Annotated in this window: 8 protein-coding genes; 7 read left to right on the top strand and 1 reads right to left on the bottom strand. The window is 38.1% G+C overall.

Going from position 1 to position 15,162, the window contains the following annotated elements; genetic code table 11:
* The first annotated feature begins 54 nt into the window (after positions 1 to 54).
* Positions 55 to 987 (top strand): dihydrodipicolinate synthase family protein, encoded by a 933-nt coding sequence (locus AC1RJ8_RS00220; RefSeq protein ID WP_492952334.1) that lies wholly within the window; start codon positions 55 to 57, stop codon positions 985 to 987.
* Positions 988 to 1,200: 213 nt separating this feature from the next.
* Here AC1RJ8_RS00220 and AC1RJ8_RS00215 read toward each other — a convergent pair whose 3' ends face one another.
* A complete protein-coding gene (locus tag AC1RJ8_RS00215; protein ID WP_492952335.1) occupies positions 1,201 to 2,070 on the bottom strand; it encodes an AraC family transcriptional regulator in 870 nt (289 codons plus the stop codon).
* Between the two features lie 223 nt (positions 2,071 to 2,293).
* Between AC1RJ8_RS00215 and AC1RJ8_RS00210 the strand changes: the two genes are divergently transcribed.
* The 6 genes from AC1RJ8_RS00210 (at position 2,294) to AC1RJ8_RS00185 (ending at position 15,161) form a co-directional block, all read left to right on the top strand.
* Positions 2,294 to 3,928 carry a fucose isomerase gene (locus tag AC1RJ8_RS00210; protein ID WP_492952336.1) on the top strand — a complete coding sequence of 545 codons (1,635 nt, stop codon included), beginning with the start codon at positions 2,294 to 2,296 and terminating at the stop codon, positions 3,926 to 3,928.
* A gap of 10 nt (positions 3,929 to 3,938) precedes the next feature.
* On the top strand, positions 3,939 to 4,607 hold the full coding sequence (locus AC1RJ8_RS00205; protein ID WP_492952337.1) for a DUF3826 domain-containing protein: 669 nt from the start codon (positions 3,939 to 3,941) through the stop codon (positions 4,605 to 4,607).
* Positions 4,608 to 5,108: 501 nt separating this feature from the next.
* Positions 5,109 to 8,270 (top strand): SusC/RagA family TonB-linked outer membrane protein, encoded by a 3,162-nt coding sequence (locus AC1RJ8_RS00200; protein ID WP_492952338.1) that lies wholly within the window; start codon positions 5,109 to 5,111, stop codon positions 8,268 to 8,270.
* A gap of 11 nt (positions 8,271 to 8,281) precedes the next feature.
* The gene (locus AC1RJ8_RS00195) at positions 8,282 to 10,177 is read left to right on the top strand and encodes a RagB/SusD family nutrient uptake outer membrane protein (protein ID WP_492952339.1); all 1,896 of its coding nucleotides are present in this window, start codon (positions 8,282 to 8,284) and stop codon (positions 10,175 to 10,177) included.
* Positions 10,178 to 10,224: 47 nt separating this feature from the next.
* Complete coding sequence (locus AC1RJ8_RS00190) at positions 10,225 to 11,214, top strand: hypothetical protein (protein WP_492952340.1); 990 nt, start codon at positions 10,225 to 10,227, stop codon at positions 11,212 to 11,214.
* Between the two features lie 698 nt (positions 11,215 to 11,912).
* A complete protein-coding gene (locus tag AC1RJ8_RS00185) occupies positions 11,913 to 15,161 on the top strand; it encodes a SusC/RagA family TonB-linked outer membrane protein (protein WP_492952341.1) in 3,249 nt (1,082 codons plus the stop codon).
* Position 15,162: the final 1 nt, after the last annotated feature.

Genomic DNA, 15,162 nt, shown 5'->3' with positions numbered 1-15,162 from the left:
CCATTCTGGTTTTATCAGGCAATTATATAGAACAATTTACCATATCAGAATATAATGGAAAACTCACAAAAAGGGTTCATCCCGGTAATGCTCACACCTTTTTTAAGCAATGGAAATATAGATTATCCGGCACTTACACAGCTTACTGAGATTTATTTACAGGCCGGATCATCAGGTTTATTTGCCAACTGCTTATCGAGCGAAATGTTCGAATTGAGTGGCAAGGAGCGAATTCAGGCAATAAAACATGTGATTAAAGTTGTTAACGGCGCCGTACCAGTGGTAGCTACAGGAACTTTTGGTGGCGCTATTGCCGAACAGGCCGATTTTGTAAAAGAAGTGAGCGATACTGGGGTAGAGGCAGTGATTGCCATTACCAGTTTGTTAGCTGGCGAAAATGAACCAGACGAGGTTTTTAACGATCGGGTATTCGATCTTTTAGACCAAACAGATAAAATTCCCTTAGGTTTTTACGAATGCCCTGTACCTTATAAAAGAGTATTGAAACCGCAACAATTGGCCGATTTTGTATCAACCGGAAGAGTAATTTACCATAAAGATACCTGCCTGGACCTTGGTCAGATTAAAGAAAAACTGAAACTGACAGCAGGCAAGACTTTTGGATTATACGATGCATATATTGTACATGCGGTGGAGTCGCTAAAAGCCGGGGCTTCAGGCTTATCGTGCATTCAAGGGAACTATTTTCCAGAATTGATTGTATGGCTCTGCGACCATTACAATGATGGCGCTTTTAAAGATGAAGTACAGGTGGTACAACAGTTTTTAATCGATAACATGGACGTAATGCATAACGTTTATCCAGTGGTGTCGAAATACTTCCTGCAAAAGCGAGGGCTTAATATCTCGACTTTTACCCGCAGAAATGTTGGCTCATTTACGCCAAGTATAGTAAAAGAAGTAGAAACATTGTTTGATGATTATACTTCGCTGCGCAATAATTTAAATATTAAGGTATTTATATAAGTGGCGTAATCGTCATTTCGACCGAAGTGGAGAAATCTTTGTAAATAGATCTCTCCATTTCGCTGCGCTACAGTCGAGATGACGATAAATTATGTTCATTTCGTCATCCTGAACTTGTTTCAGGATCTATTTTGCCAGTAATTTTTGAGGATCTGATAATGTATTGCAGTATAGATGCTGAAATAAATTCAGCATGACGATCACTATGAAAATCTAATTCAAATACTTCCTTTTATAGTCTAAAGGAGTCATCCCCGTAACCTTTTTAAAGTGCCGGTAGAAATTAGATACATTATTAAAACCACAATCAAAACAGATCATTTCGGTAGGTAGCTTGTTTTCAATTAAAAAACGGCAGGCGTGGCTCACCCTTATTTCGATCAGAAAATCATAAAAGGTCTTCTTCGTCATCAGTTTAAAATACCTGCAGAAAGAAGTTACGCTTAAATTACTTAATGAAGCTACCTCTTCCAATGTAATATCCTTTTTATAATTACTCAGAGTATAATTACATATTTTATTGATGCGGAGTGTTTCAGACTCGTTACTTTGATAAAATGTGTTTTTGCTCGTTACAATCGTTGAAAATTCATCCGTCTCGGCCAAAGTTTTTAAGATAGATAAGAGGATAATAATTCGGTCCAAATTGGTCGCATCAACGGCAGCCCGCATTAAATCAACCAGTTTATCTTTAGCTTTCCCCTTAATTACCATTCCGCTTTTTGCTTTTTCGAATAATTTGGGAATCAGGTAAGCTTCAGGTAAAGTAAGCATATATTTACCCAAACAATCGGGCAGGAAATGAATTACCATGGCTTCAGTGGTAAGATCTGGATTGTTCTGAAAATATTCATCTTTACAACGCCAGGTATGCGGCAGGTTTTCGCCTAAAAGCACCATCTCATCTGGTGCAAAATTACTGATGTTGTCGCCAATAAAACGAACGCCTTCTCCTTTGATTACATAATGTAATTCCAGTTCAGGATGGTAATGCCAGATATTTCCAAAATCAGGTTTGATATCATGACGGATGCTAAATGAACTTTGTAAGGTAATTGGAACTTTATGAAAATGAGGTTTCATGTAAAAATAAATATTTGGTTAGGACTGCATTACAATATTCAACAAATTATGCCACAGCGGTCTAAAGTTAACGAGTTTAATGATAACATCCTATATTAATTTGATAAAAACTATCAGAAAATAGTGTTTTTCATTGTTGAGTTTTGTATATAGCCGTAAAGGCATAACCCAAATATAAGCAGACAAATTATTTTTATATAAATTATTTGTTCATTAATAAATTATGAGACAAGGTAAACAAGGCGAAATTCTACTGGTTTCAAGTGGCGATTTACGGCTTTCAGCAAATCAAAATTGCTGGGCTGCCCAAGTTGAAATGGAGCGAAAACTAACTTTAACCATCGAACAATTTGGCTGGAAAGTAAAACGTGCCCATCCTTACAATTCTACAAAAAAACACGGCTTTATCGATTCGCAAAGAATGGGTATGGATATCTTTAGAAATATCGATCCCAACCAACCCATAATCGTTGCAGAAAGTGTTTGGCAATACTCACATCATGTACTTGCAGGGCTCACCACACATCGCGGACCAATACTAACCGTAGCCAACTGGAGCGGACAATGGCCTGGTTTGGTAGGCATGTTAAATTTGAACGGTTGCTTAACCAAAGCGGCAATTACATATAGCAGTTTATGGAGCGAAAATTTTACGGATGAGTTTTTTACCGATGGCCTGCAAGAATGGTTATCAACCGGCAAGATCAGTTACGACCAAAGTCATGTTAAAAGTTTTGCCTTGAGTAAGATCCCCTTAAGCGACGACAAGAAAGGAAGAATTTTTGCCAAAAGTTTAAAAGAGCGAAAAGTGATCATGGGTGTGTTTGATGAGGGCTGCATGGGTATGTACAATGCTATCATTCCCGACGAACTGTTACACAAAACCGGTTTCTTTAAAGAGCGCCTAAGTCAATCGGCATTATATGCAGGTATGCTACAGGTTAAGCAAGCCGAAGCTGAGGCTGTTTTAAACTGGCTTTTACAAAAAGGAATGAGCTTTAACTGGGGAACTGATGAGGAAACCCAGCTAACAAAAGAACAAACCCTTGAACAATGTAAAATGTATATTGCGGCCTTAAGGATAGCTGATAATTTTAGTTGCGATACCATCGGGATCCAATATCAGCAGGGATTAAAAGATTTAACTGTCGCCAGCGATTTAGTAGAGGGTTTATTAAATAATGAAGACCGTCCGCCAGTATTTTCTGTAGATGGTAGAGAACTTTACCCAAAACGTGCTTTACCACATTTTAACGAGGTAGATGAATGTGCCGGTTTAGATGCCCTGGTAACCTACAATCTTTGGAAAGAATTAGGAATGACGGGAGAAAACACCCTTCACGATATCCGTTGGGGCGAATATTACAAAAATGATAGCGTAGACGGTTTTGTTTGGCTGTTTTTGATCTCTGGAGCAGCACCACCTGCACATTTTATTGGCGGCTATGCCGGGGCAAGCAGCGATAGGCAGCCCGCTATGTATTTCCGCTTAGGCGGTGGATCGTTAAAAGGTATCAGTAAGCCAGGTTTCATTGTTTGGAGCCGTGTTTATGTAATGGATAATGAATTACATTGCGATTTAGGCGTTGGGGAAGTAGTAGCTTTGCCTGAGGAAGAAACCAAAAGACGCTGGAATGGAACAACACCCGAATGGCCAATTATGCATGCCATTTTAAAAGGTGTAAGCCGCGATCAGCTCATGGCCAGGCATAAAGCCAACCATATTCAGGTGGTTTATACCAATTATGAAGCTGGGGCGCACGAAGCTTGCCGCATTAAAGCAGCTGCAATGGATGAACTCGGCTTAAAAGTGCATTTTTGCGGAGATGTGAACCTAAAAAAAATAAATACAATTTAAATATAAAGAAATGAAATCATCAGTTTTAGCCTTATTGTTAACCTTCTCGAGCATTACAGCAATTTTTGCCCAGAACAATCCTGTGAACGATAAAGAAGCCTATGTGAAAATGATTACCGAGCGTTCGGCTAAAATTGTTGCTAATCTTGGAATTACCGAGGCAAAAAAAACAGAAAAAGTAACGGCGATCATCAGAGATCAATATAGTAATTTAAACGATATCTATGCAGCACGCGACATTCGTGTTAAGGCAATTAAAGAAAAAAACAAAGACAATAAAGCGGAACGCGATTCGGCTCTTGCTAAAGATAGCCGTGTGGTAGAAGCGTCATTGGCTAAACTCCATAAAAAATACATCAGCAAACTTTCTGCGCAACTAACTAATGAGCAGGTTGAACTGGTTAAAAACGGTATGACTTATAATGTATTGCCAATTACTTATAAGGCCTATCAAGAACAGATTTTAACGTTGACAGATGAGCAGAAAAAACAAATTTTGGCTTGGCTTACAGAAGCACGTGAACATGCGATGGATGCAGAGTCATCAGATAAAAAACATGCCTGGTTTGGTAAATATAAGGGTCGTATTAACAATTATTTATCAGCTGCCGGGTACGATCTGAAGAAAGAAGGAGTAGAGTGGGAGAAGCGCAGAAAAGCAAAAGCACAAACAAATTAGAACAATTAATGGAGCCCTTGTAATGCTTCATTATTTTTTTTATTTTTTTATTCAAGAATATTTCATTTATATATGAATTTATACTTATATTGTAGTATGAATAAAATTACTAAATAGCTTATACCGAGAAGGTTATTTTTATCTTGATAAGATTATACAATAACTGTTTGAATTTAGCTTAAAAAATGGATTTTATTTCACTATTGCAAAGTTAAAATGTACTTTCTAACCAATAATTTTTAACCAAAAAAAAGAAATATGAGTCGCCACAAAGACAATTAAGGTGAGATAGATTTTTAAGTTAACGCTATCTAATTCTTTTGCCTAACTAGCAAGCTGTAAAAAGCAGACAAAAAAACAAACCCATCCTTAACCGGAAACAATAAACTGTATAAAGCAATTGCCATTACAGCTTATATATGCTAAATGAAATTAATCGTGCACAAGGCCTGATTGATATCAGATTAGCTGTATTAGTAAAAAACTAACCAAATAACGAATATGAACTCAAAATTTTTACGAAAAACCTCATGGGTTTTAGTGCTCATGCTAATCACATGTACCGCTGCCTTTGCCCAACAAAAGCAAATTACCGGTAAAGTGGTCGACAAAAAAGATGGGCAGCCCGTTCCCGGTGTAACTGTTGGGATACGTGGCAAAACCAATAATGTAAGCACCAACGACAAAGGAGAATTTGCGCTGATAGCTGATCCTGCAAGTGATGCTTTGGTTTTTTCTTATGTTGGCTATGTTAGACAAGTCATTCCGCTAGCGGGCAAAACAACTTTAACTGTAAGCTTTGTCGAAGACAGTCAAAGTTTAGATAACGAAGCGGTTGTTGTTATCGGTTATGGAACCAAGAAAAAATCAGAAATCCTTGGTGCGGTAGCAACCATTAGTGGGGCTGAAATTCAGGATGTTCCTGCACCTAACTTAGCAGGTGCATTGCGGAATAGGGTAGCTGGTGTTGGTGTGAGTCAATCATCAGGTCGACCAGGTTCGCCAATTACTTTAAACATTAGAAATTCTACCACGACCACTGCCGCGGCGGGTACCACAGATGAACCGCTTTATGTTGTAGATAATATTACGGTAACAAGAGAAGCTTTCGATAATATAGATGCTTCTATGATTGAGAATTTAACCTTCTTAAAGGATGCTTCTGCTGCAATTTATGGTGCTGCCGGTGCTAAAGGGGTTATTCTGGTTACAACAAAAAAAGGTAGAATCGGCAAGCCAAGCATCACCTATAATGGTTATCTGGGTATTTCAGATGCGATTAAGGTGCCAAAAATGTTATCTGGATATGAGCATGCATTATTATTAAATGATACCTTCCGTTCTCAGGGTGCTCCTGCATCAGATTACTTCGCTCCGGAAGATTTAGAGTATATCAAAACGCTGGATTATAAAAGCTGGTACGATGAAGTATGGCAGGCTGCTACCACACAAAGACATAATATCGGTATTTCTGGTGGCAGTGATAAAATTACCTTTTTCGCAGGAGGAAGTTACCAGGGGGAAAATGGAAATTATGCTGGAATGAAATTTAACAAATATTCATTCAGAAGTGGTGTGGTTGCCACCTTGGCGAACGGCTTAAAAGCAGATGTGAATTTTAACGTTGATTATGGCACGAAAGAACTGCACCATAATGCCCAGGATAATGATGCCGCCTTTTTTGAACGACTGATAACCGTTCCAAGATGGGTTCCAATTAGTATCGACGGAAAATTTGTTAACTATAATGTTAACGGCGTAAATTCTGCCAATATAAATCCGTTAGCCATTTCTGAATCTGGTTATTATAATAATGGTTCAAATAAGTCATACCGTATTAACGCCTCATTAACTTACGAACCAACCTTCCTGAAAGGACTTGTTATTCGCGGGCAGGTTTCGCAATCAAGTGGATCTTCGAAAAATACACAATATGTACCACCGTTCACGCTGTACAATTTTGTAAAAAGAGGTAATAACCAGGAATTGTTCACCAATCAATTAACTACTGCTACTTCACCTACTTTTCAACCAACAAGTGCAGCAAATTCTACTTTCACACCTGGTTTGACTGATAACAATAGCTATCAGTTTTTTCTAACACTGCAATACAACAAAACCATTGCGAAACACACTTTTAGTGTCTTAGCTGGTGCCGAGCAAAGTGAGGGTAATACACAAAATTCAACCGTTCGTTATACCAATCAGTTAATACCGGGTGTAGATCAATTTTTTGCTTACGATATCAATACTTTAGTTGCATCAAACTTAGATCAAACAGCGGTTTCCAAACGTTCTGGTTTTGCGCGCTTTAGTTATGATTTTGATAAGAGATACCTGATTGAGGGTATTGCCCGTATTGATGCATCATCTAACTTCGCTTTAGGGAATCGTTGGGGCGTATCGCCAAATATTGGAATTGGATGGGTAGTGAGTCAGGAAAAGTTCTTTAAAAACAGTAGTGCACTTAGCTTCATTAATTTTCTGAAATTAAAAGCAAATGTTGGTATTACGGGTGATGACAGGGTTGGCATTCGTTTATGGCAGGATAGATTCCAGATTGACGTAACCAATGGATATATCTATGGAACTTCAAATGGGAATAGTTTGAACCGTTCCCGTTTGGCTAATCCCGAAATTACCTGGGAGAAGAAAAGAACCATTAACGTTGGCTTAGAAACTTCAATGTTTAACAATAAATTAGATATTAGTATTGAAGCCTTCCAAAACTATACTTATGACGGTTTCGAACTGGGTGCAAATAATCAATATCCACAATATTTTGGTACACAGGCTCCAGTATTAAACTACAGACAGCTTTATAACTGGGGTTCTGAATTTAGCATTGGCTATAAAGCAAAACTTGCAACAGACTGGAATCTTAGTGCGAGCATGAACTTCTCTTATGGTAACTCGGTTACAGACAGGATCCTCTATACGCCAGGTAACTTAATCAACAATACTTTTCCTAACTTACAATTGTTCGGTACAGACCCACGCAAGTACAATACCAGCAATTATGGTTTAACCAACCTGGGCATGTTCAGAACTCAGGGAGAAGTTGATGCCTGGATGGCGAAATACCCTAATTATAGGATTTACGATAAAATCCCACAGGCCGGCTGGTTGTATTATGAAGATACCAATGCTGATGGTGTAATCTCCGACAGCGATTTAGCGCCTTTGTATAACAATACTAATGCATTCTTTTCTTCTGGTATCTCGCTAAACCTGACCTACAAAAACTTCAGTTTAAACACGAATATAAATGCCCGATTTGGTGGTAAAATTTTCTATGATAGCAGGGCAAGAACAGCACCGTCAAAAACTAGAAATACCTTGTCTATCTGGACAGATCGCTGGACATTAGAAAATCCAATGGAAGGTAAATACCCTAGATTTGACGATCCTTCGTTAGGAATAAACTCTGATTTTTGGGCAGTTGATGGAACGATGATCCGGATCAATACCATGACTTTGAGTTATAAAGCACCTACTGCTTTTGCAAATAAATTAGGGATCGGTGGAGCCCGTATTCTACTAACCGGAAATAATCTTTGGACCATTGTAAATCCGCTGCCTTATAAAGATCCATACACTTCAAGTGCATGGGATTATCCAATGTTGAGGACTATATCTTTAGGATTAAGTGTTAACCTATAATTTTTTGAGCAATGATTAATCAGATAAAAAACAATATAAAAAAAGCAGTAGCTATTTTAACTTTAGCTGCACTTTTGCCCGCTTGTGTAAATAAAGATGAGTTTTTCTTATTACCAGATACAGGCGGTATCGATCAGGCCATATGGGATAATGAGGGTTCTGTACAACTACATCTTAACAGGGTGTATGATGTAGCCATGTATCAATTTCCCTTGCAACTCACTCCAGATCGTTATGGTGTTCACTATGCCAGTGATGAGAACTATTTCCCTGATGGAGATGCTAATGCAAAAATGGCGCTTGGCCTACAGGGTATCCTGGGCAATAACGACGTAAGGTATTCTGGTAACAACTATGGCGGTAACCCAGGCCAGAATAAATATTGGGATATTGCGAGATGTAATGATGCCATTGCCAATCTTCCGAACAGTACAATGCTAACCCAAAAGAAAAATGAATTGCTTGGGCAATATTATGCGCTAAGAGCGATAACCTATTTCGAATTGGTTAAAGTTTATGGTGGCGTTCCACTTCCATTAACACCACAGGGAGCTGACAGCATTTATGATGAAGGTAGAAGGCCGGCTAAAGAGTGTTTTGCGGCAATACTAAGCGATCTAAATAATGCCATTATCCTGTTAGATGGTTTTGCGCCAGGCGACGCTGACGGAAGAGGTAAAATCACTAAACTGATTGCCACCTGTTTAAAAGCAAAAGTGTTATTCTATTGGGCTAGTCCTCAATTTAATCCGCTAAATGATGCAAAACATCCTTATCAGGCATCGAGATGGACTGATGCTTTAGCTGCTAATAAAGAAGCTTATGATATGTGCGTTTCGGCAGGAAAAAAATTAATGCCAAATTATTTAGATATTTTCCGTGTAGAAGGTACAGCCAACACTGAAGCCATTCTCGTTAGAACTTATTCAAATACGGTACCTAACAGGGGGAATGGAACTGAACAGCGGGTTAGACCAACATCTGAAGGTGGAAGTACCGGCTTTCCAAATACTTATTTTATGCCGACTACAAAAATGTTGGATGCCTACCCAATGAAAGATGGAAAACCATTAAATACCTCAACAGCTTTTCCTTATGATGCAACCATGTTCTGGCAAAATAGAGATCCGAGATTTGAAGCCACCTTTGCTACAAACGGATCGGTATATCCTTTAAGCGGAAACGCGAATAGAAAACAGTGGACTTACAACCTTGCCGTTGGGGAGAGCAGTGGAGTTGCGGTATATGTAAAGCGTTTCTCTACACCTGGTTTAACTGCAAGTGCTTCTGCTTACAATAGTTCTGTTGGTGGCGGAAGTGGTATGGATTGGATTGAGCTTAGGTTTGCAGAGGTAATGTTGAATTATGCCGATTGTTTAAATGAAACCGGAAATACCGCAGGTGCAAAAGATTTAGTGAGACAAATTCGTATAAGAGCAGGAGTAGTGGCAGGTGATTCTGATTACGGACTTGCATTGGCCGGAAGTACGCCTCAATTGCGTAACTTAATTCTTAACGAAAGACAGATTGAATTCGCTTTCGAGAACAAACGTAATTCAGATTTGAGAAGATCCCGCACCATGCATCTGTTAACCGGGAACATGTCTAAATTGGAAGTCCAGTTAGTGAATCCTCCATCAGGATCGGACCAGAAAGATAAAAAAGTATTAGAAGATCCAACAGTTCCCGGAGGTACAACCGCATTTAGAGAAACTTTAAACATTAATGATAAAGCAACTTATACCAAGTATTTTAAAAATGTTGTCATCACAAATACAACGTATTTGCCGTATAATGTACCTGAATTTCATTACTTCTACACCTTCCATAACGATTTTGTGAGTTTCGGTAATAAAATTCTTCCAACCATCGGATGGGCTGGTGGTACTTTTGACCCACTTGATTAGTATTTAAAGCATAAATGTTTCAGTTGATCTGACTAAAAATTAAAATAATGAAAACTAGATATATTAATAAGTTACTCATCGGGTTATGCTTGATTCTTTTCGCTTCTTGTAAAAAGGAATCGGCGAACATCTTTAACATGTTCGATGATGTTACCGTAACTTTCAACAATAGCGACCCTCGTTGCGTGACCGATTACAAAGTAATTAACGACAAAGAAGAGGTATGGATTGATTTTACTATAAACTCGGCTAAAGAGGATATGTATTCCTACGTGTTTGAAGTTTCTTCAGGTACGGTTCAGGCTACACGTTATACGGTTGCCATTACCGATCCTACCAAACGCAGAAGTTTTTCAGCCGTTATTAAACTTCCAAATAATACACTCTTTCCTGCTGCTGCACTTCGTGATGGTAAACAAAGTTTTCGTATTTGCGCGTTAAATGAAAAGGGCGTATATATTGGCGACGGATACAAAAAAGTAACAGTTGATGTAAATCCAAGTTTTATGATTTACGCCAACAGAGATATTTATTTACCAGATACGGTTGCGAAATCTTTACCAAGCTTTTTATCACTTAATGATGCTACAGGTTTTAGTTATACCAATGCATCAGCTAATGCCGGAAAGATAGATTTTGGTATATATAGAAAACCAGGTTCAAATTCTACAGTTCAGACGCCTACCTGGGTAGTTAATTTGTATTCACTAAGTGTGGCTACTAATCCATTAACCGTTTACGATATTAGTGGCTTTAGTCCAAAAAGAACGACTAAATTTAGTCAGCCTGTTACCGGACAAGCTAATGCATTTCTGACTACCGCAATTTCCGGCTCTGCTATAGAAACTTTGGCTAAAGCAAGGGCAATTACTTTTAACGAAACTACTCAAGTGCTTCCGGCTAATGGTTTAGCACCAGGTAATGCTGTGTTTTTCCTTACTCCAGAGGGTAAATATGGTATGTTATATGTTAATGTCGTTACTTCCGACTTGCAGAAAAGGCCTTTTATTAATGTCAGCATAAAAGTACAACGATAAATGCCTTTCTCGGTGGTTTAGCACCGCCACAATTTTATATATTTGGTTTGAAAAGGAGAGCAGCGATTGCTCTCTTTTTTTTTAAGATTTTTTTTGGATTAAATTCAGATGTGTTATAAATGCCCTATTTTCTTTTGTAAATATTTTCTTACCAAAGCTTTAAAATAATCGTCTAATCAACGTTTTTAAGTTTAAAATATATCCGAATCGATATTTATTATATTTTTATTTAAATACTAAATTTATATATGAAATTTATTCTTACCTTGTATCTCAGTTTACATTAATCAATTTAATTTGTTACATGGATTTTTGCTAAATGACAATATTCTACAATAGCTGGAGAAAATTATACATAAAATAGTAGTTTTTTGCGTGCAATTTTGGAATATAATATACTTTCTAACCAAAATAATTATCGAGATCAAAATAAAGAATGAGCCAAATCACATAAAATTATTTTCATTTTTTTCAAGGATAGGTTACAAGGCCTATTCCAATTTATCGTTCCAAAAGAAATAATATTCAGCGATAAAAAATCTAACTCATTAACCCGCTCCACTTATAAAGTTAAAAATTTAGCACCATAAAACCTTTGATTAGGGATGTGCAGATCTTTAAGTATAGAATAAATTATATTGTTAAAAAAGCAGTTATAACACTGCTTAGATAGAATTAAAAACTAACCAAATAATAAGATGAACTTAAAATTTTTACGCAAAATTTCTTTGTCCTTGCTAATGATGCTACTGGCAAGTACAATTCTTTTTGCACAGGAGCGAAAGATTACGGGTAAAGTTGTCGATCAGGCAGATGGGCAGGGAATCCCGGGGGTAAACGTAAGTTTAAAAGGTATTCCAAGTAATGTGAGTACCAATGCTGATGGTGTTTACACCATCCAGGTAAAATCAAACAGTGATGTACTGGTTTTTTCGTACATCGGCTATACCCGACAAACCATACCTGTAGGCACACAAACAACAATCAACGTAAAACTGGTTTCTGATAACCAAAATTTAGATGATGTTGTGGTAGTGGGCTACGGTACACAAAAGAAAGTTACGTTAACAGGAGCAGTTTCTACCGTTAATATGAAAAGTATTGAAGATGTCCCTGCGTTATCTTTAAGTGCTTCATTGCGTGGTTCTGCACCTGGTTTCGCTGTTTCCGGCGGTGCACAAAGACCAGGACAGGGCACTACCATAACTGTGCGTAACCCTGTTGTATACTCTAAAGATAGCCAGCAAGGCACTAATCCGATATTCGTAATTGATGATGTGATTAGAACCCAGGCCGACTTTGATTTATTGGATCAAAATGTGGTGGAGAGTGTATCGATTTTGAAAGATGCAGAAGCCGCGATTTATGGTGTTTCTGGCGCTAATGGTGTTGTAATTGTTCGTACCAAAAAAGGTAGGGCAGGTGCTCCGCGAATCAATTTCAGCAGTTCAGTAGGTTTTAACGATGCAACAAAACTACCCAACATGATGTCGGGTATACAGTTAGGTAATTTTGTTAACGATTATCTGAACGCTCAGGTTTACCAGCAAACATCTGCAGGAACGGTAGTAAATAACTTTATCAATGCTGATGGTTTTAAAGTAGTAAACAATGTAGCAGAAACTACCCGCCAGCCACTTTATTATACTCCCGATGAATTGGATTATTTCTCTGCAAACAACCATAACTGGTTAGCAGAAGCCTTTCAAACCTCTAACATTTACCGCCAGGCCTTAAATATTAGTGGTGGTAGCGATAAGGTAACTTATTTTTTAGGTGGAGATTACATCACTCAAAACTCTAATTTTAAAGGGGTTAATTCCAGTAAATATGGTTTAAGGGCAAGTATTGATGCCAAACTTTCGAAAAGGTTAAACGTTTCGGCTTCAATCAGCACCGATGTTTCATCATCACGGAGTTACTATTACAAGCTTAATAGCACTTCCGAAAGTTTGGATAATGACGTAGCAACTTTACAGAATGTTAATCCCTGGTCTGAATATTTTATCAACGGAAATCCTGTAATTTTAGGTGCAAGTAATACTGGTGGTTTAGAAAACATCAACTTTTTCTTGGTACAAAATTCAGATAATTTTACCAGTTCAAAATCGTATGTGATGAATATGCTTGGTAAGGTTACTTACGAAATTCCTGGTGTTAAAGGATTAACCGCTACTGCTACAATAAATAAGAACATCAACAGTTCTAATGGTAAACAGTACGGAACTACATTCAACTATTATAAATATTTAGGTACAGGTGCCAACAATCATATTCCCGGTGGAGTACTCCAAGGCGTTTTCCCAATAAAGAACGGTGATAGGATTAGGCTTAATCCCGTATTTGCCGATAGCTACCAATTAAATGCTGGCTTTAATTACAACAGATCTTTTGGTAAACACAATATATCAGCCATTGCACTCGTAGAGCAAAGGGAACTTTCGTCAGAAGGCGTTGCAGCACAGGCCGAAGGAATTGTGGCAGGCGGACTTCCTTATCAAAACTTTACCGTTGGAACACAAACTTCCAATCAATCCGGACAGGTGAGTGAAACAGGATTTCAGTCTTTAATTTCCCGCATTAATTACGATTACGATAATAAATACCTATTACAGTTGGTATATCGTAGAGATGGTAGTTCAAGATTTGCTCCTGGCAAAAACTGGGGCGGTTTTCCAGCGGCATCTGTTGGATGGGTAGTTTCTCAAGAAAAATTCTTTAAAGATAAATTTCCGGCCATAAACCTGTTCAAATTGCGGGCATCGGTGGGTTTAACTGGAACAGATGCAACAAAAGCTTATCAATACCTGGCGTCGTACAATTTAGGCACAGGAAGCAGTGGTGGCGCCGTGTTTAACGAAATTGATCGAAGTATCGCGATCAAAACCAATATTGCCATCCCAAATGGAGATGTAGTGTGGGACAGTTACTTAAAAACGAATTATGGTTTTGATATGGGCCTGCTTAAGAATAAATTATCCATCTCCGGAGAATATTTCTGGACACGTGGATACAATCTTTTATCTACATTAACATCTTCAGTACCTGCAACCATTGGTGCAGCGGTACCTACCGAAAATTTTGCTGAAGCCAATATGTTCGGCTACGAGATTAGCGTAGGCTATAAAGACCAGGTTGGTAAATTTAACTATAGTTTTACTCCATTTTATACCTGGTTCGATAACAAAAATATCAAATACGATGTTTCTAGTGCACAATTGGGTACCATTGACGATAATACGGGCTATTCTAGCGATAGAGGATATATCGGTTATAAATCTCTTGGTATTATCAGAACACAGGCAGAAGCTGATGCAATTATTGCACAAAGAATCAATGGATCGGCAGTGCAAAACGATCCAAAAAAGGTTAAAATCTTAAACGATATTCTGCAGCCTGGTATGATCAACTTTGAAGATGTAAACGGTGATGGTGTTATTGATACCAAAGACAGACAATTTGTTACCAAAAGACAGAATAACCATAATAACTTGGGGCTAAACTTTAGTGCTGGCTATAGTGGTTTAAGCTTAAATGTAGTAATGGGGATTTCTTGGGGTGGTTACACCAGTATCGGCGGATTAAAACCTAGTGGTACAAGTCCATCAGTATATGCTAACAGGGCATCATACTGGGCAGATCACTGGACGCCAACAAATACGAACGCCGCTTATCCTAACCCATATTTTTCAAGCATTTATGAAAGTACCGATTTTTGGTTGGTACCAGCAACCCAATTTGCCATTACAAATGCAAATTTAAGTTATGCTGTCCCAACAAAATGGATAGAAAAAGTAGGCATATCAAGTTTAAGGGTGTTCGCCCAGGCTACAAACCCAGTTCAGTTTATAAACCCATTCCCAGGGAATTATAGAGATTTCGCGAGTCCAGTAGGTACATACCCATCGCTTAAAACTTATTCGTTCGGTTTAAACGTGGGCCTTTAAT

The organism is Pedobacter sp. GW822-FHT03F06 (assembly GCF_058801365.1).
This window is presented reverse-complemented; position numbering and strand designations above follow the sequence as displayed.